The organism is Nocardia sp. CA-145437, assembly GCF_050956485.1.
Lineage (GTDB): Bacteria > Actinomycetota > Actinomycetes > Mycobacteriales > Mycobacteriaceae > Nocardia.
In genome coordinates this window covers 2643784-2663199 of sequence record NZ_CP191204.1, presented here as the reverse complement: position 1 = coordinate 2663199, position 19416 = coordinate 2643784, and the positions used below count along the sequence as shown (strand labels likewise).

Here is a 19416-nt window from a genome sequence, read left to right as displayed (position 1 = left end):
GACGGGTCCGGGCTCAGTTGTTGGGCTTGCAGTCGATGGTCGCGTACTTGGCGATGCCGCCCCACTTGGTCTGCGCGACGCCCGCGGCCTGATGCTTGCCGCGCTTGGCGTCGACGGTCAGGGTGGGCAGGGTCTGGCCGTCCCAGGTCTGGGCGTTGCAGGTCCAGGTCGGCGCGGCGGCCTGGGCGGTCGCGGCGTCGACGGCGGCGACGACCGGGGTCAGCGAGAGGACGGCCACCGGCAGGCCGACCAGATACTTCATGCGCACGTGGACTCCTTGTGCGGTCGCGGGCGAGCTGAGCGAACAGCAGCCCAGATTCTCGCACGGCTCCGGCGAGCCCGCCCGCGAACCGGACGGTCATGGTCGACGATGGGGGCACTTTCGACCGACGCCGGGCGTTGATCGACGTAAGGCCGGCCACGAAGAAGGAGTCCGCCGCCATGTCATTCCTGGGTTCACTGATCGGGCTCGCCCTGACGCTGTTCATGCTGCTGCTGATCGCCCGCCTGATCATCGACTGGATCGGCGTCCTCGGCGACACCCCGCCCGCGCTGCGCAAGGCCCGTGATGTCGTGCACCGCCTGACCGAGCCGGTGATCGCCCCGGTCCGCCGGGTCCTCAAGCCGATTCGCCTCGGCGGCGTCCAGATCGACCTGGCCTTCACCGTCGTCTTCATCGCCGTGCTGGTGCTGCGCGCGATCGCGTTCAGCCTGTAGTAAGCCCGGAACATCCTCCGTCCCTCGACGATCGGATCGAACCATGACAAGCGCTGACCTGCTGGTGGACGCCTTCGGCCGGATCAAGGAGAACGTCCACGGCGCCGTCGCCGACCTCACCCAGGCCGAGCTCGGCATCCAGCCCGACGGCGACGCCAACTCCATCGCCTGGCTGATCTGGCACCTCACCCGGGTCCAGGACGACCACATCGCCGACGTCGCCGGCACCGAGCAACTCTGGACCGCCGGTGGCTGGTCCACCCGCTTCGACCTCCCCTTCGACGCCACCGCCACCGGCTACGCCCACAACCCCACCGACGTCGCCGCCCTCGCCGACGTCCCCGCCGACCTCCTCCTCGCCTACTACGACGCCGTCCACGCCGCCACCATCACCTACGTCTCCGCTCTCACCGACGCCGATCTCCCCCGCATCGTCGATACCCGCTGGGATCCCCCGGTCACCCTCGGCGTCCGCCTCATCAGCGTCATCGACGACGACATCCAGCACGCGGGGCAAGCCGCCTACCTCCGGGGAATGCTCCTGCGCCGCCGGTGAACGTTCCCAATTCAGTTCTGCGGCACATTGTTTCGCGATCACGCGGACTCAGTAGTGGGTGGGGCCGGTGGACTGGGGAGCGCGTGACGATCAGGACCAGGCGTAGGTGACGCCGGTCAGCTTCTCGCTCAGCTCCCAGAGCCGCCGCGCCTGGAAACGGCTGTAGGCCAGCGGATTCCGCAGCGTCCGGCGCGGATATCCGAACGCTTCGAACGCGGGCCCGCAGTAGGAGTTTCCGGCCAGCCCCGGCGTGGTGGCGGCATAGAGCTGCGGCAGGGCGCCCTTGGCGTCGGATTGGGCCAGCGAGAGCAGCATTCGCTGCTGCATCGCCGCAATGACCGCCGCCACACCCCTTTCCGGCGCGGACGTGTAGAGATTGGTCGCCGACAGACCCGGATGCGCTGCCACCGCGGTCAGATGCACCCCCGCCGCCCCGGCCCGGCGGTGCAGTTCCGCGGTGAACAGGAGATTGGCGAGTTTCGATTGGCTGTAGGCGGGCCAGCGCACGTACACCCGCCGCCAGTTCGGATCCAGCCAGTTGATCATCCCGCCCCACGCCGCGATGGACGACACGGTCACCACCCGCGGTTCGGGAGCGCGCAGCAGCAGCGGCAGCAATGATCCGGTCAGCGCGTAGTGGCCCAGGTGATTGGTGCCGAACTGGGCGTCGAACCCGTCGGCGGTGCGCTGATCCCGCGGCAGGGCCATCACTCCGGCGTTGTTGACCAGGATGTCGATCGGCGTACCGCGGACATCGAGGTGGTCGGCGGCGCGGCGGATGGAGGCCAGGTCGGCCAGATCCAGTGGCAGCACTTCGGGTTTCGGTCCGGTGGCGGCGGCCCCGACCTGCTCCAGGGCGGCCGCGGCCTTGATCTCGTTGCGGCAGGCCAGCAGGACGTGCGCGCCCTTGGCGGCCAGGGCTTCGGCGGTGCGCAGGCCGAGTCCGCTGTTGGCGCCGGTGATCACGGCGGTGCGGCCGGTTTGGTCGGGGATGTCGTGGATGGTCCAGCGGCGGGCGATCACGGGCGGGCTGGTCACGGTGGGCCGGTGCGGGGCCTCGGTCATGCGATCGGTCTCCTTGCAGCGAATCTCCGTCTGAGACAATGTACCCGGAGCTGCCGAACCGCGACAGTCGAGCGGGCGGCCGAAGAACCCGCCCGAATCCGGTCGGTCGCATTTCCATCGGAGGCCGCGCAGGTTACCAACCATTTCTGAGTGTCGGTGCCGCACTCCGGCGATTCTCGGGTTAACCTCGCAGGCGCTCGCGAATTCTCTGCAGGACTTGCCAATTGGCCGAAAAGGACACGCGAAAAGTGAATAGCCTCGCAGAATTCTCCACCCGGAATGGCGGATTCCGAAATGTCGTGGTCACCGCCGTGGAGATGACGACCTCGATTGCCCCCGACACCGAGGGCACCTGGCAGGGACTTTTGTCCGGAGCCAGTGGCATCAGCACCCTCGACGACCCGGAAATCACCAAGCTGAACCTGCCGGTAACCATCGGTGGCAAACTCGCGGCTGATCCGACCGACGAACTCGATCGGGTCAAGAAGCGCCGCATGTGTTACGTGCAGCAAATGTCGTACGTGATGGGAAAACGCCTGTGGAACACGGCGGGCAACCCCGACGTCGACAAGGACCGCCTGGGCGTGTGCATCGGCACCGGGCTCGGCGGCGCGGACACCATCGTGGACGCCAATGACGCCATGCGTGACCACGGCTACCGCAAGGTCTCGCCGTTCGCGGTGCCGATGTCCATGCCCAATGGCGTCTCCGGCGTGGTCGGCCTGGAGATCGGGGCGCGCGCGAGCCTGGTCACCCCGGTCTCGGCGTGCGCGTCCGGCAACGAGGCACTGGTGCACGCCTGGCGTTCGATCGTGCTCGGCGAGGCCGACATGGTGGTGGCGGGCGGCGTCGAGGGCTACATCAATCCGGTGGCCATCGCCGGATTCTCGATGGCGCGCGCCCTGAGCACCCGGCTCGACGAACCCGAGCGGGCTTCCCGCCCCTTCGATCGGGACCGTGACGGTTTCGTGTTCGGTGAGGCGGCCGCGCTGCTGCTGGTCGAATCCGAGGACCACGCGCGGGCGCGCGGCGCGAAGCCGTTGGCGCGCTTGCTGGGCGCCGGTCTCACCGCCGACGGCTATCACATGGTCGCCCCGGATCCCGAGGGCGCGGGCTGCGCGCGGGCCATGCGCCGGGCCATCGAATCCGCGGGCGTGCGGCCCGAGGAAGTGGATCACGTGAACGCGCACGCCACCGGAACCAGCATCGGGGATCTGGCCGAGGCCAAGGGGATCACCGCCGCGGTGGGCACGCATCCGTCGGTGTACGCGCCCAAGTCGGCGCTGGGGCATTCGGTGGGCGCGGTCGGCGCGCTGGAGGCGATCATCTCGGTGCTCACGCTGCGTGATCAGGTGATTCCGCCGACGCTGAACCTGGAGAATCAGGATCCGGACGTGGAGCTGGATGTGGTGCACACGCAGCCGCGCAAGACCGGAGTGGAGTTCGCACTGAACAATTCGTTCGGATTCGGCGGGCACAATGCGGCGGTGTTGTTCGGTCGTTACTGACCGGTACAGTCGGGCGCCGCGGGCGCGCGGCGGACCGTAGGTCAGCGGGTCGTGCGTTTCGCATTCGGCCACCCCGGTTTCCCCGGCGCGGCCGGGGAAATGGCAGTGTTTATGCCGGAACCCGGGGGACACCAAACATCTTGGGAGCCGCCGGAATACGATAGCCGCGCACGACCCGTTACCTACGAGGGAGATGAACGCATGGCCGACCAACCGCCCGCCGAACCACCCACCCAGAGCGCCCGGGTGATCCTCGCGGTGCTGGCGCTAGCCATTATCAGCGCGCTCGTGGCGGCGGCCATGCTCGCCGGAGGCTGATCGTCTGAGACATCTGCCCGAATTGCCCGAGATATCGGCCCGTTTCGTGGGTCCCGTGCAGCGCGACGCCTAAGCCGTCGCGCTGTGCGGACGGGTCCCCGAATCCGGGTCCAGACCCGCCAATTCGTCGAAGCGGGCCCGCACCTTTTCGTGGTACATCGCGAACAGGTCCTCGAACAGCGCCAATTGCGCCGGTGAGGGCCCACCCTCGGCTTCCCAGACCGCGAGCAGGGCGCGCCACACCAGGACGTGCAGATCGGCGGAGACCGCGAAGTACGCTTCGACCGCTTCGGGTACCTCGAACAGCATCTCCCCCACCGAGTTCAGCACCGCGCGCTGCATGGTGTGGCCCAGGTCGGTGAGAATCGCGCGCACCAGACCGAGCTCGATGCCGAGCAGGCGGGTGCGGTCGGGTTCCGCGCCGCGAGCCTCGGTTTCGAGCGCGTCGACCCGGGCGGTCAGTTCCCCGGGTGCGATGCCGCGCTCCGCGGCGGTGTAGTCGAGCAGGGCGTCGAGCACGATGGCGCGTTCGGCGGCCACGATATTGCCGAACATCTCCGAGGCGACCTCGGGCGCGTGCAGGCTGAGCCGGAACAGCCGCCGGTACACGTCCACCCCACCGGCGCGGCGCACGTCACGCACGCTGAACCCGCGGCCGCGGTGGGCGTCGACGAAACCATAGGACTCCAACCGGCCCAGCACCAATTGCGCCGTGGCCCGGTTCATCTCGAATTCCTCGGCGACCTGGCGCACCGACGGCATCAGGTCACCGGGTGCGTATTCCCCGGTCGCGACGCGGCGAGCGAGCTCGTCGGCGACATCGGCCACGACCGTCTGGGCACCCATCCCGTCACCTTTCGACAACTTTCGGATACGTCCCAGACAGTTTAGGCTCTGGTGTGCCAAACTGCACGTGCATGGGCTATTCCGCAGACCCTGACGCTGCCGTGCACTCGATGGCCCTGCCGCGCACACAATGGGGTGAGCAATGTCGATTCGGCGAATCCGGGAACGGACAGCGGGTGACCCCGGCGGGCCGCCGATCCGCGCTGCCGTCCGCAATGCCCGGATCGCCAGTCTCCCGGTCGCATTCGCGGGCCGCCAGGCCGCCGGCGTCGGCAAACGCGCCCTGGGCCGCTCGGCCGCCGAGGTGGATTCCGAGATCCGGCTGCGCACCGCCCAGCACATCTTCGAAGTGCTGGGCGAATTGAAGGGCTGCGCAACCAAGCTCGGCCAGCTGCTCTCGCTCTACGAGCTGGCCCTGCCCGCCGAGATCGCCTCGCCCTACCGGACCGCGCTGACCCAGCTGCAGGAATCGGTGCCCACCATGCTGCCGGCCACCGTGCACGAGGCGATGATCGCGGGCCTGGGCGCTCAGTGGCGTTCGCGGTTCACCGAATTCGACGACCGCCGGGCGGCGGCCGCCTCGATCGGACAGGTGCATCGCGCGGTGTGGAACGACGGCCGCCCGGTGGCGGTGAAGGTCATGTATCCGGGCGCGCACGCGGCGGTGCTCGCCGATCTCGAACAGCTGCGCCGACTCTCGGTGCTGGCGACGGTGTTCGCGCCCGGGGCGGACGTGCCCGCGGTGACCGAGGCGATCTGCACCTGCGTCGCCGACGAACTCGACTACGTCGCCGAGGCCGAACATCAGCGCCGCTTCGCACTGGCCTACGCGGGCGACCCGGACTTCGCCATCCCGGACGTGATCGTCCAGCAGGGCGATGTGATCGTCACCGAATGGCTTACCGGCACACCGGTTTCGCGGATCATCGAGTCGGGCACGCCCGCCGAGCGCAGCCGGGTCGGCATGCTGATCATCCGTTTCCTGCTGTCGGCGTGGACCCGCACCGGCCTGCTGTACTGCGATCCCCACCCGGGCAATTTCCGGATCCTCCCGGACGGGCGGCTGGGCGTGGTGGATTTCGGGGCCTGCACGCCCTGGCCGCCCCCGGGGTTCGAGGAGCTGGTCGGCGAGGTGATGGACGCGGCGTTCAACGGCGGCATCCCGGAACTGGACGCGGCGGTCCGCCGCCACGGCTTCGTCCGCCCCGGCCGCGACTACGACGTGGCCGCGCTCGCCGAGGGGTTGGACGCCGTCGGCGAGCCGCTCACCGTGCCCACGTTCCGCCTCACCACCGCCTGGCTGCGCGGCCACGTCCGCTCGGTCCTGGCGCCCCGGCTCTCGAACGTCCACCGCCAACTGGACATGCCCGCCTACTTCACCCCCTTCGCACGCTGTTTCCTCACCGCCCTGGGCGTGGTCTGCCAGCTGGAGACCGAGGGCCCGATCCGCGCCGAATTCGCCCGCTGGTCCCCGGAATTGGCCGCGGTGTTCGACCGCTACGACACCCTCCACGCCGCGCCTGCCGACCTGACGGTGGTGCGCCACCTGCGGCCGGTGCCGAACGATCGGCGCGCCTGGATCGTCGGCTGAACCGAGAACCCTCCGCTGAACCGAAAACCCGCAGTCGCGCAGCCGATCCCGATACCATCGACTGGGAGGTGCGCCATGACGAAGGTGCTCTTGATCACCGGCGATGCCGCCGAAGACCTCGAAGTCATGTACCCGTACCAGCGCCTGCTGGAGGAGGGGTACGAGGTCGACATCGCGGCTCCCGCACGCAAACAACTCCAGTTCGTGGTCCACGATTTCACTTCGGGCTTCGACACCTACACCGAGAAGCTCGGCCGCACCTGGCCCGCCGATCTGGCGTTCGGCGAGGTCGATCCGGCCGAGTACGCCGCCCTGGTGGTGCCCGGCGGCCGCGCGCCCGAGTATCTACGCGGCGACCCGGACTGCCGGCGCATCGTCCAGCACTTCGCCCAGGCCGACAAGCCGATCGCCGCCCTGTGCCACGGCCCGCTCATCCTCGCCGCGGCCGGGGTGCTGCGCGATCGCTCGTCGAGCGCCTACCCGGCCCTGGAACCGGATATCGCCGCCGCGGGCGCCCGCTGGGTCGACAGCCCGGATCACGTCGACGGCAATCTGATCACCGGCCGCGCCTGGCCCGACCATCCGCAGTGGATGCGCGCGTTCCTGGAGGTCCTGCGCAAGGCGGCCCCATCGGTTCACTGAACCAGGGCATAGACCGAGTCTATGCATCCATCGGAATATGCCTGCTACCGGCGGAAGTGCGGTCGGGCCAAGGTGGAGGCATGACCACCGTGACCTTCCGCCGAACCGTTCCCGCCGCGACCGCCGCCCGCGTGGGTACGACGACCGCGGAACGTTCGGGTGGCCGGGAGCCGCTGCGATACCTGGCGCCGAACTGGTTCGCCGTGGTGATGGGGACCGGGATCATCGGGAACGCGGCGGCGACCCTGCCGATGCGGTTCCCCGGATTGCGGGGCGCCGCGACTCTCGCGTGGGCGCTGGCCTCGCTGATCCTGATCGTCCTGGCCGGGGCGTGGGTGCTGCACTGGCGGCGCTATCCCGAGGAGGCCCGCGGGCACGGGATGCATCCGGTGATGATGCAGTTCTACGGCGCCGCGCCCATGGCGTTGATGACCGTCGGCGCGGGCACCCTGATGCTGGGCAAGGACGTCATCGGGTTGTCCGCCGCCGTGACCGTCGACTGGGTGTTGTGGTCGGCGGGAACGGTTCTCGGACTGCTGACCGCGGCGAGCATCCCCTATCGGATGATCACCCGGCACCACTTCGACCCCGATTCGGCGTTCGGCGGCTGGCTCATGCCGGTGGTGCCGCCCATGGTGTCGGCGGCGCTGGGCGCGTTGCTGGTGCCGCACACTCCCGCCGGGCAGGCCCGGCTGACCATGTTCGTGGCGTGCCTGGCCATGTTCGGCCTGAGCCTGATCGCCTCGCTGGTCACCATCACCCTGATCTGGTCGCGGCTGCTGCATCACGGGCTGCCGCCCGCGGGGATGGTCGCGACCGTGTGGCTGGTGCTGGGCCCGCTGGGCCAGTCGGTGACCGCCGCGAGCGCGCTGGCCGGTGTCGCCCCCGGCGCGGTGGATGAGCGCACCGCCGCCGGCATGGATGTCTTCACCGTGCTGTTCGGCGTTCCCACCTGGGGATTCGCCATGCTGTGGCTGGCCCTGGCGGTCGCGGTCACCTGGCACGCCCGCACCTCGATGCCGTTCAACCTGACCTGGTGGGGCTTCACCTTCCCGCTCGGCTGCTGTGTCACCGGCAGCACCGCCCTCTACGGCCACACCGGCGCGGATCTGTTCGCGGTCACCGCCGTGGCCCTCTACGCGCTGCTGGTCGCCGCCTGGCTGGTCGTGGCCGCGAAGACCGTCCGCGGGCTGGTGCTGGGCGAGCTGCTGCGGCCCGCCCGCTAGGGCACGGTCCGGGACCGATCGTGCCCGATCCGGTCGAAACGGCCGCGCTGTAACCCCGCCCGCTATCTACTGACAGACGTGAACACGCGTCGAGCTCTTCGATGGATGCGGGAAGCGGCGGTTCATGGTGCGACGGGTCGAATCCGAGCGCCGGACGCAGCCCGACGCAAGTTCCGGCTCGGGTCGGGAGTTGCGGCTGGTGTCCGGTGACAGCTACCCCGGCTGGGAAGCGGTGTACCGCGACAACGCGACGTGGGTGTACGCGTTGATGTTCGGCAAGGTCGGCAACCGGCCCGATGCCGAGGATCTGACCGCCGAGGTGTTCACCGCGGCATTGAAACCGCTGCGCATGACGGCCAGCGTCCCCGAGGTGCGGGCCTACCTGCGGACCACCGCCCGCACCGTGCTGGCCGCGCACTGGAAGGCCCGCATGGGCCGGGAGATCACCACCATCGACGGCGACATCGCCGACGATCCGCCGGAGGAGTTCCACGACTCGGGCGCCGAGGCGCGCGCGAAGGCGGTGTTGTCCGAACTCCCGGACCGCTACCGCCGGATCCTGGAACTGCGGTTCCTGCAAGGTCTCTCGATCCGGGAATCGGCGCAGACCCTCGGGGTGACGGTGGCGAATGCGAAGGTGTTGCAGCATCGGGCGGTGCAGATGGCGGCCCAGCTGACTGAGCGAGGTGTGCGGTGAGCGGGCGGGATGTGCGGCGGTTCGTCGACGAACTACTGGCGGGCAAGCGGTCCACGGGATTCACCCCCGGCGAGGCCGAGGCCGAGGAGATGCGCGCGGCCATCGAGCTGCGCGCCGCCCGGCTGGGCAGTGACGCGCCCAGCGAGGAGTTCCTGAGCGGCCTGCACCGGCGGCTGGCCGCCGAGATGGAGGAACCGGAGCCGGAATCGGCGTCGCCCACCGGGTATCGCCGCCGCAATCTGCTGATCGGGACCTCGGCCGCCGCGGCCGCCGCCACGGTCGGCGCGGTCGTGGATCGCACCCTGCTCGGACACGGCCAGGAGGGTTCGCCGCCTGCCGCGCAGCAGACGCCGCTGTCGCCCAATTCCGGTGTGTGGCTGCCGATCGCGCGGTCCGCGGATCTGCCGGAGGGCGCGACGGTGGCCTTCGACGTGGGGACGGTGAACGGATTCGTGCGCCGCGACAAGGGGAATCCGGTCGCGGTGTCGGGCGTGTGCACCCATCAGGGCTGCAAGCTGTGGCTGGACGCCCCGGCCGAACGGCTGCGCTGCCCCTGCCATTCGACGTCGTTCTCGATCGAGGGTCAGGTGGTCACCCATCAGCTGCCGGTGGCGCCGGCGCCGCTGCCGCTGGTCCAGGTGCGCGAGCACCACGGCACCATCGAGGTATTCGCGCCCACCGAGCCCGCCTGAGGGTCAATGGCGTTCAGGCGCAACGGTTCCCGTGTAACCCGCTCCCCTATCCATGGATGACCGGTTCGCAGCAGCGAACGGACCCATCCCGGACGGAGGACCGGATTCATGAGACCCACCCGCAGCCCGCGACGCGTAGCCGTCGCCCTCGGGGTCGCCGCGGCGGCCCTGCTCACCGCGACCGCGTGCGGCTCCCCCGGCGGCGGAAAAGCCGCGGACCCGGCCGCGCCCGGATTCACCTTCGCTTCCGGCACCGCCACGCCCGGCATGGTGCCGGACGGCGGGGGCCCGGCCATGCCCGGGATGACCTCGGCGGCGGGCACCTCCGCCGCCGGGAAACCCGCGGCGCCGGCCGGGCCCGATGCCGTCGCCATCGACAATTTCGCGTTCGGACCCAGCTCGCTGACCGTCACGGCCGGGACCACCGTGACCTGGACCAACAAGGACGAGGAGCCGCACACCGTCGTGGCGAACGACGGAAGCTTCCGCTCGCCGACGCTGGGCACGGGCGCGACCTACACATTCGCTTTCCCCAAGCCGGGCACCTTCGCCTACGTCTGCTCGATCCATCCGTTCATGCACGCGACCGTGGTGGTGACGCCGTGAGCACCGATCTCCCCGGCGACGACTACGAGGAAGACTCCCGCGATCCGCAGCGGATGACCCGCCGCCAGCTCATGCGGCACAGTGCCTGGTTCGGCGCGGCGGTGGGCCTGGCGGTGGTGGGCGGCGAGGTGGTGTCGCACGTGGCGGGCGGCGCGTCGGCCGCCCCGGCCCGGCCGACGCTGCGGTTCGCACAGGTCAGCGACAGCCACATCGGGTTCACCGGGACCGCGAACACCGGTGTCACCGACACCTTCTCCGAGGCCATCTCGCAGGTGAACTCGCTGGGCTATCAGCCCGATTTCGTGATCCACACCGGTGATCTGACCCACCTGGCGACGGCGGAGCAGTTCGATCAGGTCAAGCAGATGATGGGCGGGTTGTCGACGCCGCACGTGTTCACGGTTCCGGGAGAACATGATTCGAGTGATGATGGCGGCTCTCGATACCGGTCAGTCTTCGGTAACGGCACGCGCGGTGACGGCTGGTACAGCTTCGATATCGCGGGCGTACACGTGATCGGGTTGGTCAATACGCTCAACCTGAAGGACCTCGGCCATCTCGGGCAGGATCAGCTCGACTTCGTCCGGAATGATGTGGCCGGGTTGTCCAGCGACACACCGATCATCGTGTTCAGCCACATCCCGCTGTTCGCCATGTACCCCCAATGGGGCTGGGGCACAGACGATGCCACGCAGGCGCTCAGCTACCTGCGGCGGTTCTCGTCGGTCACCTGCCTCAACGGCCATGTGCACCAGCTGTTCACGAAGACCGAGGGCAATGTCACCTTCTACAGCGGCACCACCACCGCCTATCCCCTACCAAAACCCGGCGACGGGCCCGCGCCCAAACCGGTGACGCTGCCCGCGGGCAAGCTGCACCAGGCGCTGGGAATTCGCGAGGTGACCTTCCAGAAGGGGCGACAGCAACTCGCTATCAAGGAACAGGCGCTGAAATGACCACTGCCGACCGGCGTGTCGCTCGCGGGTCTCACATCGGTGTCATTTCACAGGGATGACCTCGTGCTGGAAGATCGAAAACGGCGAGTAATCTACTACGCTGGGCAGTAACAAGATGCTGTGCAGCGATGCGGCGCACGGCGATTACAGGAGGGAAGCCATGCCACCCCGCCGTTTTCGGACGAACGCCGCAGCGAGCGTATTGGTCACGCTCACGCTGGTGCTGGCGGCGTGCTCGTCCAATCTCCCGAGCGGGAAGGTCGGTCCGCGCACGCCGGTCGAGCAGTCCATCGTGGTGTCGCCCGCGCCGGGCTCGGACAAGGTGGATCCGTCGGCGCCGGTGAAGGTGAGCACCACCGGGGGCGTGCTGACCGACGTCGTGCTCACCAACGACGACGGCAAGGTCATCGAGGGCACCTACACGCCGGACAAGACCGCGTGGAAGCCCAATGACCAGCTCGGCTACGGCCGCACCTACACGCTGAAGGCTTCCGGCGTCGATGTGACCGGTCCCACCGGGCCGATCACCTCCACCTTCACCACCATCAACCCGAAGAACCAGACGAAGGTGTACCTGAACACCACGGGCGGGCAGGCCATCGTCGACGGCAACAGCTACGGCGTGGGCATGGTCATCGTCGCGCACTTCGACGAGGACATCCCGGACCGGGCGGCCGCGCAGAAGCGACTGGTCGTCACCACCGATCCGCCGGTGGAGGGCTCCTGGTACTGGCTGGACAACCGCAATGCGCACTGGCGGCCCAAGGAGTACTGGAAGACGGGCACCAAGGTGAACGTGGCGGCCAACCTGTACGGCGTGGAGGTCGGCAACGGGCTGTTCGGTCAGGAGGACGCGAAGTCGCGCTTCGTGATCGGGCCCTCGCATGTGTCCATCGCCGACGACAACACCAAACAGGTGCAGGTGTTCGAGAACGGTCAGCTGATCCGCACCATGCCCACCTCCATGGGGCGCGGCGGATCGGAGACCGTCGCGGGCAAGACGTTCACGTTCTGGACCATGCCCGGCACCTACACGGTGATGGACAAGGCCAACCCGGTGATCATGGACTCCTCGTCGTACGGGCTGCCGATCAACTCGCGGCTCGGGTACAAGGAGACCATCGGCTGGGCGACCCGCATCAGCACCGACGGCATCTACCTGCATCAGCTGGACTCCACGGTGTGGGCGCAGGGCAATACCAACCTCTCGCACGGCTGCCTCAACCTCAGTGCCGAGAACGCGCAGTGGTTCTTCAACTTCGCGCAGCCCGGCGATGTGGTGGAGGTGCACAACACCGGCGGGGCGACCCTGGAGGTGTGGCAGAACGGCGACTGGACGCTGCCGTGGGATCAGTGGCTGGCCGGTAGCGCCGGCTGACGCCGCTCGCGCGCGGCCAGTTGCCCGGTGCGCGCGAGATACCAGGCCGCGACACAGAATTCGGCGGCCACCGTGCCCCACACCAGCGTCCACACCGAGTGGGTGCGCAGGGTGAGCAGCAGGGCGGTGGCCGCCACCGCGGTCCCGATCACCGCGCCGATCATGATGCCGACGGTGTCCTGGCGGACGGGCAGGATCGCGGTGGTGACGAACGAGGTGGTGGCGGTGGCGACCAGGATGCACACCTCGACCCGCAGCATCGGTACCACGGCGCGGAATTCGTCGTCGTAGATGACCCGCACCGCGAGCGGCGCGGCGATCCAAATCCCCGCCACCGCAACGGCTGCCACCATCACGCAGGCGGCCAGGGCGCGCAGCTCGTGCCGCCAGAAGCCCGGGTCGGTGCGCTCGCGTGCCATCCGGGGCAGTAGCGCCAGCCCGATCGGATCCAGCAGGGACTGGGTGGCGCGCACGAGTTTGTCCCCCGCCGAATACAACCCGAGCGAGGCGGCGTCGAGCACCGACGAGTACACGGTGGCCGTCCCCTGCCCGTAACTGGTCACCAGCAGCCGGGAGGCCAGCACGGGCGCGCCCTTGCGCAGGATCATCGCCACCTTGCTCGGCCGCCCGGGTTTCCCGAACCGCTTGTTCGCATCCCACCAGGTCAGCGCGACCGTCACCGCGGACGACAGCAGCAGGCACACCAGGACCACCTCGGCGTGCGGCAGCCGTGGCAGCACCCCGACCAGCAGCACGAGATACACCACCCGCCCGGCGATCTGATACGACATCGAGGCCCCGAATCTGGCCTGCCCCACCAGCAGCCAGTCCTCGGACATCGACAGGAACCCGCCGACGAACAATCCGAGCAGGATCATCCGCAGATGTGCTCCGGCACCGAACGACAGTCCAGCCGCCAGCGCCACCCCGAGCGCGCCGAGCCCGGCCGCCCGCACCGCGAGGTAGCTCCCCCGCAGTTCATCGAGTCCTTCATCCCCGAGCAGCGCGGCCAGGAAGGTGTTGATCCCGAGATCCACGACCAGCGATCCGAGGAAGTACGCCGACATCCCGATGGCCAGCAGCCCGACGCCGCTCACCCCGAGCATCCGCGCGGTCAGCGGCACCGTCACCGCGGTCACCAGGAACTGCCCGTACTTCCCGAGGCTGACGAACCCGATGTCCCGCAGGACCGGCAGCAGCCCGTCCTCGGCCACCTTCGCCCGCACGCGTCCGACCAACGCGCCACCCAGGTATCGCCGATCCGCCATAGCGGTCCCTCTCTCCCCGACCGCACACCCCGGGCGGACGACGAAATTCTCCCGCCGCGCCACCCACCCCGCCACTCGATCCCGCCCGGAGCGGGGAAACCGTAACGCCCTGTTCAAATGAACCGTTCAGTCCCGCAACCGGACCCGCGACCGCCCCAAATACCGGCCGCCCTCCCCCGCTGCCTGCACACTGGTCCCCATGGAGATCACATCGGCCGTCGGAGCGATCCTCGGCGCGTTCGGATTGTCGGGCGCGGCGGGGCTCAATGCCTGGCTTCCCCTGCTGGTGGTGGGCGTCGCCGACCGCATGGGCTGGATCGACCTCGGCTCCTCCTACGGCTGGCTCTCCTCCACCCCGGCCTTGATCGTGATCGCCCTGCTGCTGGTCTTCGACCTCATCGGTGACAAGATCCCCGCCATCGACTCGGTCCTGCACGCCATCGGCACCCTCGTGGCGCCCGCCTCCGGCGCGATCCTCTTCACCGCCGAGACCAGCATCTCCGCGAACCTCCCGCCCGCCGTCGCCGCCATCCTGGGCGCGGTCACCGCGGGCAGCGTCCACGCGGGCCGCACGGTGGCGCGCCCCTTCGTCACGGGAACCACCGCGGGCGTGGGCAATCCGGTGGTCTCCACCGCCGAGGACGGCACCTCCCTGCTCCTGACTGTCCTGGCCCTGGCCGTCCCCGTCCTCGCCTTCGCCGCCATCCTGCTGCTGCTCATCTTCCTGGGCTGGTTGGCTTTCCGAGCCCGGCGCTGGCTCCGCGCCCGGCGAGCCCGCAAGGACCGCGAACCGGACCGGCTCCAGCCGTGACCCCCGCTTCGTCAGCCGGGAATCGCGCGCCTGGCCCGTAGCGGGATCCGATCGCGAAACGCCTCGATGGCGGCCGCGACGTCGTACGGTGTCGCCGCATCCTCGATCTCGTTGCGGTACAACACCTGTCCCGCGACGGCGTCCAGGTCGAACCCCCACACCATCGACATGAGCGGGTTGATGAACAGCTCGTAGTCCCCGCTCCGAGTCCGCGGCACCGACCGGTGATCCCCGAACTCCCCGCGCGCCGCATCGGTGATGGACGCACACACGATGCTCTCCCGATCAGGCGTGTTCCCCTGCACGTACGCCACCGCGTCGAGCCACTCGTCCACGGCCCGAATCCCCGGCGTCAAACCGAAAACACCTTGGTAGGCACCCATTGTGGCCAGCGCTGCCACGTTCTCGAGGAAATGCGCGTGGCACAGCCCGTGATGCGCGTCCACCCCGAACCCGACACACGCCACCGTCTTCACCGGCACATCCAGCGCATGCACCGCCAGCAGACTGGTGATGTCCTCGACCGGCGTCCCCAGTCCGGCCTCGTCCCCGGTCATCAGCAGATCGGTCCCGCCATCGACCAATACGACCCCGTCGACGCCCAATTCGTCTGCCAGCCACCGATAAGCGGCGCGAACCGCCTTCGTCCCACCCTTCTTGATCAGGTACACCCGGTCCCCATATCCCCGCTCGGCCAACCACGCGGCGAGATGCTTCTCCGGAAAATAGGGCCGCGGCCCATCGGAATCCGGCCGCGCGTCGAAAACCCCTGGTCCGACCTCCACCGCCGATGTGCGCTTCGCGGCGGTGAAGGTCAGATTCGCCAGGAACACCGTGCGCCCCCGCTCGATCAGGGACAGCGCGATCGGCAGCCCGCTGAGCACGTCGAAACCTCCACCGGCCCCGGCGATCAGAACCCGCTCACAGTCCCGCAGTCGATGCAGGACCGGAGTATCGAACAAGGTAGGCGCTGACACCGGGCCCAGTGTAGGCACGCTTCGTGTCGGGAAGGGGGCTCAGAGGTTGTGGCGGACCGCGCGCAGGATGAGGTCGGCGACCGCGTCGGGGCGGGAGACACTGACGGCGTGGGAGGCGTCGACCTCGGTGGTGTCGGCCCCGGCGCGTTCGGCCATGAAACGCTGGGCCTCGACGGGGATGTTCTTGTCGGCGGTGGTGAGCAGGGCGAAGGCCGGGATGGTTCGCCAGGCGGCGGCCGCGGCCGGTTCCTCCAGGGCGGCGACGGCGACCGGGCGCTGGGTCACCGCCATGGTGGCGGCGGTGGGGACGTCGGCGGCGAACTGCTGGGGGAACTCTTCCCGGCGGATGTAGAGTTCGGCGGCTTCGCTGCCGTCGGCCCGGTGATAGGTCGCGGGGCGGGTGGTCGGGCCGAGGGTGGAGCCCGGGAACTTGCCGGTCAGTTCCAGTGCGCTCTCACCGATCTCGGGAATGAAGGCCGCCACGTAGACGAGCGCGGTGACCTGCGACTTCCCTTGGGCGGCAACGCTGATGACGCTGCCGCCGTAGGAGTGACCGGCCAGCACCACCGGGCCGTCGACGCTGTCGACGACCGAGGCGATGTAGTCGGCATCGGAGGTGAGTCCGCGCAGGGGGTTGGCTGCCGCGAGGACCGGAATGCCCTCGGCGGCAAGGATGTCGATGACGCCGTTCCAGCTGGAGGATTCGGCGAAGGCCCCGTGCACCAGGACGACGGTCGGGGTTGTGGTCATACGGTGTGCTCCTGAGCTCGAGGTCGGTGGTCAGGCCGGGTACAGCGCCGCGCGCAACGTCGCGACGGCCTGGGCCACAGCGGCTTTCGCGGCGTGCGTGTCGTGCAGGGCGTTGACCATGACGAAGTCGTGGATGATGCCGCCGTACCGGACCTGGGTGACGGGGACGCCGGCGGCGCGCAGGTTCGCGGCGTACGCCTCGCCCTCGTCGCGCAGCACGTCGGCCTCGGCGGTGATGACGAGGGCGGGCGGCAGTCCGGCGAGCTGGTCGGCGGTGGCGCGACGCGGCGAGACGTCGATGCGGGCGCGGTCCTCGGCGCTGGTCGTGTACTGGTCCCAGAACCACTTCATGCCGTCGAGGGTCAGGAAGTAGCCCTCGGCGAACTGCCGGTAGGAGCCGGTGTCGAAGTTGGCGTCGGTGACCGGGTAGAACAGCACCTGCTGGGCGAAGGTGACGTCGCCGCGTTCCTTGGCCATGAGGGTCAGCGCGATGGCCATATTGCCGCCGACCGAGTCGCCGGCGACGGCGAGCCGCGTGGCGTCGAGGCCCTTGCTCGCGCCATCGGTGGTGACCCACTGCGCGATTCGATACGACTGCTCGTTGGCGACCGGGTACTTCACGTCCGGCGAGCGATCGTATTCGGGGAACACGACGGCCGCCCGCGCGCCGACCGCGAGGTCGCGCACCAGCCGGTCGTGGGTGTGCGCGTCGCCGAAGACCCAGCCCGCGCCGTGGGTGTAGACGATGACCGGCAGCGGCTCGGTCACGCCCTGCGGCTTGACGATGCGGGCGCGCACCGACCCGGTGGGACCGCCCTCGACGGTGATCCACTCCTCGTCGATCTCGGGCTTGAAGATGGGCGAATCCTGCACCGAGTCAACGGCTTTGCGACCCTCCTCGGGGGGCAGCTGGTACAGGAACGGCGGCTGGGAGGTGGCGTCCACGAACTCCTGGGCGGCCGGTTCGAGCGAGAGGTGGTGCGGGTTTCCGGACATGATGATCCTTTCCGCGACGCCGGGAATGGGGGCAGGCGCCACGGTAGTCATTTTCGTCCGGAAACACCTCGCGGCGCCCCGCCCTACCGGCCGCGAAATCCACGATTCAGGACACGGCCGCGACCGCCGATTCCTGGTCATCCGCCCAGCTAGCGGACCCGGTCGTCCGGAACCGCTGCTGGTAGCTGCGCGGCGAAACGCCCAGGCGCGCAACGAAGGCCCGGCGCAGCGCCTCACCACTGCCGTAGCCCGCGATCATGGCCGCTTCGGTCACCGTGGACCCGGCGTGCAGCAGGTCCCGGGCGACGCCGAAGCGGATGAAGGCCACGTATTCGGCCGGGGAGCGTTCGAGTTCGGTCCGGAACAGCCGGGTCAGATGCCGGACGCTGACCTGTGCGTGCGCGGCCAGGGTCTGCACGGTGTGCGGGAAGGCCGGATCCGCGCAGATCAGATCGACGACCCGGCGCACCAGCGGGCTGCGCGGCACCGGACCGGTCAGCGAGGCCGAGAACTGCGACTGTCCGCCCGCCCGCTGCATGTAGACAACGAGCAGTTGCGCCGTCCGCCGCGCCACATCCGCGCCGTGATCCTCCTCCACCAGCGCGAGCGCCAGATCCACCCCCGCCGCGACTCCGGCCGAGCTGTACAGGTTTCCGTCGCGCACGAAGATGGCGTCGGCGTCCACCTCGACCGCCGGGTATCGGCGGGCCAGGTCCGGTGCGAACTTCCAGTGCGTGGTCACCCGTCGCCCGTCCAGCAGACCCAGTTCGGCCAGCACCGCGGTCCCGCTGCAGATCGACACCAGCCGCCGGGTGCGCGCGGACAGATGCCGGGTCGCCGCCCGCAGTTCCGGCGTCACGAACACCGAGGCGGGCAGCTCACTGCCCGGGATCACCACGGTGTCGAAGGTTCCAGCCTCGGCCGCGGCCCCGTTCACCGCCATCTTCGCGCCGATCGAGGTCTGCACCTCCCGCCCGTCCGGGGACAGTAAGACCACGTCGTAGCCGTGCACCGCCTGATTGGCCTCCATGAAGACCTCGGCGGGACCGGCGAAGTCGAGCATCTTCACACCATCGAAGACGAGGATCCCCACCCTGCGGCGGTTCGTATCGGAAGATTTGGCTGACATGTCCACCAGTATTCTGGAGTCAAGCCTCCAGAACAAGTCGAGTGTGCGAGATCGCAGATTGATATTGATACGGTGACCCCATGGGCAGACCACGGCAGTTCGACGAGCAGGCATTGCTCGCCGCCGCGGTGGAACTCTTCTGGGCGAAGGGTTTCGACACCACGTCGGTCGAAGACGTCTCCCGCGCGACCGGTGTCGGCAACGGCAGCATCTACGCCGCCTACACCAGCAAGCGCGGGCTGTTCCTGGCCGCCTTCGAGCACTACTGCGAGCAGCGCGCCCACTTCGTGCGCGAGACCGTCGAGTCGGCTCCCGGCTCCGCGCGCGACGCCGTCCGCACCCTCTGCCGTGCGGTCATCGACGACTGCGCCGCCCACCCCGACCACCGCGGCTGCCTGATGATCAACAGCATCGCCCACCTCGCCACCCGCATTCCCGAGGTGGCCACCATCGCCACCCGCACCACCACGGCCATGGAAACCGCTGTGGCAGACCGGCTCCGCCCGGCCATGCCCCATCCCGACGAGGCCCTGCTCTCAGCCCTCGGCGCCAGCGTCATCATGACCACCCAGGGCCTCATCCAGCTGAGCCGGATCGGCGTCCCCGCAGCCCGTCTCGGCGAAATCGCCTACGTGTCCTGCGAAATCCTCCCGCCGGACTGGGCCGACCTGCCCCGGAGCTGAACGC

The 19416-nt window shown here is 69.2% G+C and carries 21 protein-coding genes; 13 read left to right on the top strand and 8 right to left on the bottom strand.

What is annotated here, in order from left to right:
- Positions 1 to 13: 13 nt before the first annotated feature.
- Complete coding sequence (locus tag ACQPYY_RS12130; protein WP_379096671.1) at positions 14 to 268, bottom strand: hypothetical protein; 255 nt, start codon at positions 266 to 268, stop codon at positions 14 to 16.
- Between the two features lie 173 nt (positions 269 to 441).
- On the opposite strand from ACQPYY_RS12130, the gene ACQPYY_RS12125 reads away from it, so the two are divergent.
- Both ACQPYY_RS12125 and ACQPYY_RS12120 read left to right on the top strand, forming a co-directional pair.
- The gene (locus tag ACQPYY_RS12125; RefSeq protein WP_433593804.1) at positions 442 to 717 is read left to right on the top strand and encodes a YggT family protein; all 276 of its coding nucleotides are present in this window, start codon (positions 442 to 444) and stop codon (positions 715 to 717) included.
- A 43-nt stretch (positions 718 to 760) separates the two neighbouring features.
- Complete coding sequence (locus ACQPYY_RS12120; RefSeq protein WP_433593803.1) at positions 761 to 1273, top strand: mycothiol transferase; 513 nt, start codon at positions 761 to 763, stop codon at positions 1271 to 1273.
- 90 nt (positions 1274 to 1363) lie between these two features.
- On the opposite strand, the gene ACQPYY_RS12115 is transcribed toward ACQPYY_RS12120, so the two are convergent.
- Positions 1364 to 2338 carry an oxidoreductase gene (locus tag ACQPYY_RS12115; protein WP_433593802.1) on the bottom strand — a complete coding sequence of 325 codons (975 nt, stop codon included), beginning with the start codon at positions 2336 to 2338 and terminating at the stop codon, positions 1364 to 1366.
- Positions 2339 to 2586: 248 nt separating this feature from the next.
- Between ACQPYY_RS12115 and ACQPYY_RS12110 the strand changes: the two genes are divergently transcribed.
- Complete coding sequence (locus ACQPYY_RS12110) at positions 2587 to 3846, top strand: KasA/KasB family beta-ketoacyl-ACP synthase (RefSeq protein ID WP_433593801.1); 1260 nt, start codon at positions 2587 to 2589, stop codon at positions 3844 to 3846.
- A gap of 387 nt (positions 3847 to 4233) precedes the next feature.
- Here the strand turns inward: ACQPYY_RS12110 and ACQPYY_RS12105 are convergent, their stop codons facing one another.
- Entirely contained in the window at positions 4234 to 5010 is a 777-nt protein-coding gene (locus ACQPYY_RS12105) for a winged helix-turn-helix domain-containing protein (protein WP_433593800.1), read from the bottom strand.
- A 142-nt stretch (positions 5011 to 5152) separates the two neighbouring features.
- Between ACQPYY_RS12105 and ACQPYY_RS12100 the strand changes: the two genes are divergently transcribed.
- From ACQPYY_RS12100 to ACQPYY_RS12065, 8 genes are all read left to right on the top strand, one after another.
- Positions 5153 to 6601 carry an ABC1 kinase family protein gene (locus ACQPYY_RS12100; protein ID WP_433593799.1) on the top strand — a complete coding sequence of 483 codons (1449 nt, stop codon included), beginning with the start codon at positions 5153 to 5155 and terminating at the stop codon, positions 6599 to 6601.
- Positions 6602 to 6676: 75 nt separating this feature from the next.
- A complete protein-coding gene (locus tag ACQPYY_RS12095) occupies positions 6677 to 7243 on the top strand; it encodes a DJ-1/PfpI family protein (RefSeq protein WP_433593798.1) in 567 nt (188 codons plus the stop codon).
- Between the two features lie 80 nt (positions 7244 to 7323).
- Positions 7324 to 8469 (top strand): TDT family transporter, encoded by a 1146-nt coding sequence (locus ACQPYY_RS12090; RefSeq protein WP_433593797.1) that lies wholly within the window; start codon positions 7324 to 7326, stop codon positions 8467 to 8469.
- Between the two features lie 124 nt (positions 8470 to 8593).
- Positions 8594 to 9166 carry an RNA polymerase sigma factor gene (locus ACQPYY_RS12085; RefSeq protein WP_433593796.1) on the top strand — a complete coding sequence of 191 codons (573 nt, stop codon included), beginning with the start codon at positions 8594 to 8596 and terminating at the stop codon, positions 9164 to 9166.
- The gene (locus ACQPYY_RS12080) at positions 9163 to 9858 is read left to right on the top strand and encodes a Rieske (2Fe-2S) protein (protein WP_433593795.1); all 696 of its coding nucleotides are present in this window, start codon (positions 9163 to 9165) and stop codon (positions 9856 to 9858) included. The genes ACQPYY_RS12085 and ACQPYY_RS12080 overlap by 4 nt, the downstream gene beginning before the upstream one ends.
- Positions 9859 to 9966: 108 nt before the next feature.
- Positions 9967 to 10464: a cupredoxin domain-containing protein gene (locus ACQPYY_RS12075; RefSeq protein WP_379096641.1), complete on the top strand. Its 498-nt coding sequence runs from the start codon at positions 9967 to 9969 to the stop codon at positions 10462 to 10464.
- A 53-nt stretch (positions 10465 to 10517) separates the two neighbouring features.
- Positions 10518 to 11420, top strand: a complete 903-nt coding sequence (locus ACQPYY_RS12070; RefSeq protein WP_433594628.1) for a metallophosphoesterase family protein — start codon at positions 10518 to 10520, stop codon at positions 11418 to 11420.
- Between the two features lie 160 nt (positions 11421 to 11580).
- Positions 11581 to 12798, top strand: a complete 1218-nt coding sequence (locus ACQPYY_RS12065) for a L,D-transpeptidase (RefSeq protein WP_433593794.1) — start codon at positions 11581 to 11583, stop codon at positions 12796 to 12798.
- Here the strand turns inward: ACQPYY_RS12065 and ACQPYY_RS12060 are convergent.
- Positions 12771 to 14036 (bottom strand): lipopolysaccharide biosynthesis protein, encoded by a 1266-nt coding sequence (locus ACQPYY_RS12060; protein ID WP_433594627.1) that lies wholly within the window; start codon positions 14034 to 14036, stop codon positions 12771 to 12773. The two genes, ACQPYY_RS12065 and ACQPYY_RS12060, sit on opposite strands and share 28 nt — an antisense overlap.
- Before the next feature lie 229 nt (positions 14037 to 14265).
- Between ACQPYY_RS12060 and ACQPYY_RS12055 the strand changes: the two genes are divergently transcribed.
- Complete coding sequence (locus tag ACQPYY_RS12055) at positions 14266 to 14877, top strand: DUF4126 domain-containing protein (protein ID WP_379096632.1); 612 nt, start codon at positions 14266 to 14268, stop codon at positions 14875 to 14877.
- 11 nt (positions 14878 to 14888) lie between these two features.
- Here the strand turns inward: ACQPYY_RS12055 and ACQPYY_RS12050 are convergent, their stop codons facing one another.
- The 4 genes from ACQPYY_RS12050 to ACQPYY_RS12035 all read right to left on the bottom strand — a co-directional run bounded on the left by ACQPYY_RS12050 (position 14889) and on the right by ACQPYY_RS12035 (position 18729).
- Positions 14889 to 15854, bottom strand: a complete 966-nt coding sequence (locus ACQPYY_RS12050; protein WP_433593793.1) for a DUF1152 domain-containing protein — start codon at positions 15852 to 15854, stop codon at positions 14889 to 14891.
- A gap of 39 nt (positions 15855 to 15893) precedes the next feature.
- Positions 15894 to 16604 carry an alpha/beta fold hydrolase gene (locus ACQPYY_RS12045; RefSeq protein WP_433593792.1) on the bottom strand — a complete coding sequence of 237 codons (711 nt, stop codon included), beginning with the start codon at positions 16602 to 16604 and terminating at the stop codon, positions 15894 to 15896.
- 30 nt (positions 16605 to 16634) lie between these two features.
- A complete protein-coding gene (locus ACQPYY_RS12040; RefSeq protein ID WP_379100171.1) occupies positions 16635 to 17600 on the bottom strand; it encodes an alpha/beta hydrolase in 966 nt (321 codons plus the stop codon).
- 106 nt (positions 17601 to 17706) lie between these two features.
- On the bottom strand, positions 17707 to 18729 hold the full coding sequence (locus ACQPYY_RS12035) for a GlxA family transcriptional regulator (RefSeq protein ID WP_433593791.1): 1023 nt from the start codon (positions 18727 to 18729) through the stop codon (positions 17707 to 17709).
- 80 nt (positions 18730 to 18809) lie between these two features.
- Here ACQPYY_RS12035 and ACQPYY_RS12030 point away from each other — a divergent pair, with 80 nt between their 5' ends.
- Positions 18810 to 19412, top strand: a complete 603-nt coding sequence (locus ACQPYY_RS12030; protein ID WP_433593790.1) for a TetR/AcrR family transcriptional regulator — start codon at positions 18810 to 18812, stop codon at positions 19410 to 19412.
- Positions 19413 to 19416: the final 4 nt, after the last annotated feature.

Excerpts from the sequence above, each read along its gene's own strand:
- ACQPYY_RS12125 (WP_433593804.1), top strand. The coding sequence starts at position 442 with ATGTCATTCCTGGGTTCACTGATCGGGCTCGCCCTGACGCTGTTCATG.
- ACQPYY_RS12120 (WP_433593803.1), top strand. The coding sequence starts at position 761 with ATGACAAGCGCTGACCTGCTGGTGGACGCCTTCGGCCGGATCAAGGAG.
- ACQPYY_RS12115 (WP_433593802.1), bottom strand. The coding sequence starts at position 2,338 with ATGACCGAGGCCCCGCACCGGCCCACCGTGACCAGCCCGCCCGTGATC.
- ACQPYY_RS12105 (WP_433593800.1), bottom strand. The coding sequence starts at position 5,010 with ATGGGTGCCCAGACGGTCGTGGCCGATGTCGCCGACGAGCTCGCTCGC.
- ACQPYY_RS12100 (WP_433593799.1), top strand. The coding sequence starts at position 5,153 with ATGTCGATTCGGCGAATCCGGGAACGGACAGCGGGTGACCCCGGCGGG.
- ACQPYY_RS12095 (WP_433593798.1), top strand. The coding sequence starts at position 6,677 with ATGACGAAGGTGCTCTTGATCACCGGCGATGCCGCCGAAGACCTCGAA.
- ACQPYY_RS12090 (WP_433593797.1), top strand. The coding sequence starts at position 7,324 with ATGACCACCGTGACCTTCCGCCGAACCGTTCCCGCCGCGACCGCCGCC.
- ACQPYY_RS12085 (WP_433593796.1), top strand. The coding sequence starts at position 8,594 with ATGGTGCGACGGGTCGAATCCGAGCGCCGGACGCAGCCCGACGCAAGT.
- ACQPYY_RS12075 (WP_379096641.1), top strand. The coding sequence starts at position 9,967 with ATGAGACCCACCCGCAGCCCGCGACGCGTAGCCGTCGCCCTCGGGGTC.
- ACQPYY_RS12070 (WP_433594628.1), top strand. The coding sequence starts at position 10,518 with ATGACCCGCCGCCAGCTCATGCGGCACAGTGCCTGGTTCGGCGCGGCG.
- ACQPYY_RS12065 (WP_433593794.1), top strand. The coding sequence starts at position 11,581 with ATGCCACCCCGCCGTTTTCGGACGAACGCCGCAGCGAGCGTATTGGTC.
- ACQPYY_RS12055 (WP_379096632.1), top strand. The coding sequence starts at position 14,266 with ATGGAGATCACATCGGCCGTCGGAGCGATCCTCGGCGCGTTCGGATTG.
- ACQPYY_RS12045 (WP_433593792.1), bottom strand. The coding sequence starts at position 16,604 with ATGACCACAACCCCGACCGTCGTCCTGGTGCACGGGGCCTTCGCCGAA.
- ACQPYY_RS12040 (WP_379100171.1), bottom strand. The coding sequence starts at position 17,600 with ATGTCCGGAAACCCGCACCACCTCTCGCTCGAACCGGCCGCCCAGGAG.
- ACQPYY_RS12035 (WP_433593791.1), bottom strand. The coding sequence starts at position 18,729 with ATGTCAGCCAAATCTTCCGATACGAACCGCCGCAGGGTGGGGATCCTC.
- ACQPYY_RS12030 (WP_433593790.1), top strand. The coding sequence starts at position 18,810 with ATGGGCAGACCACGGCAGTTCGACGAGCAGGCATTGCTCGCCGCCGCG.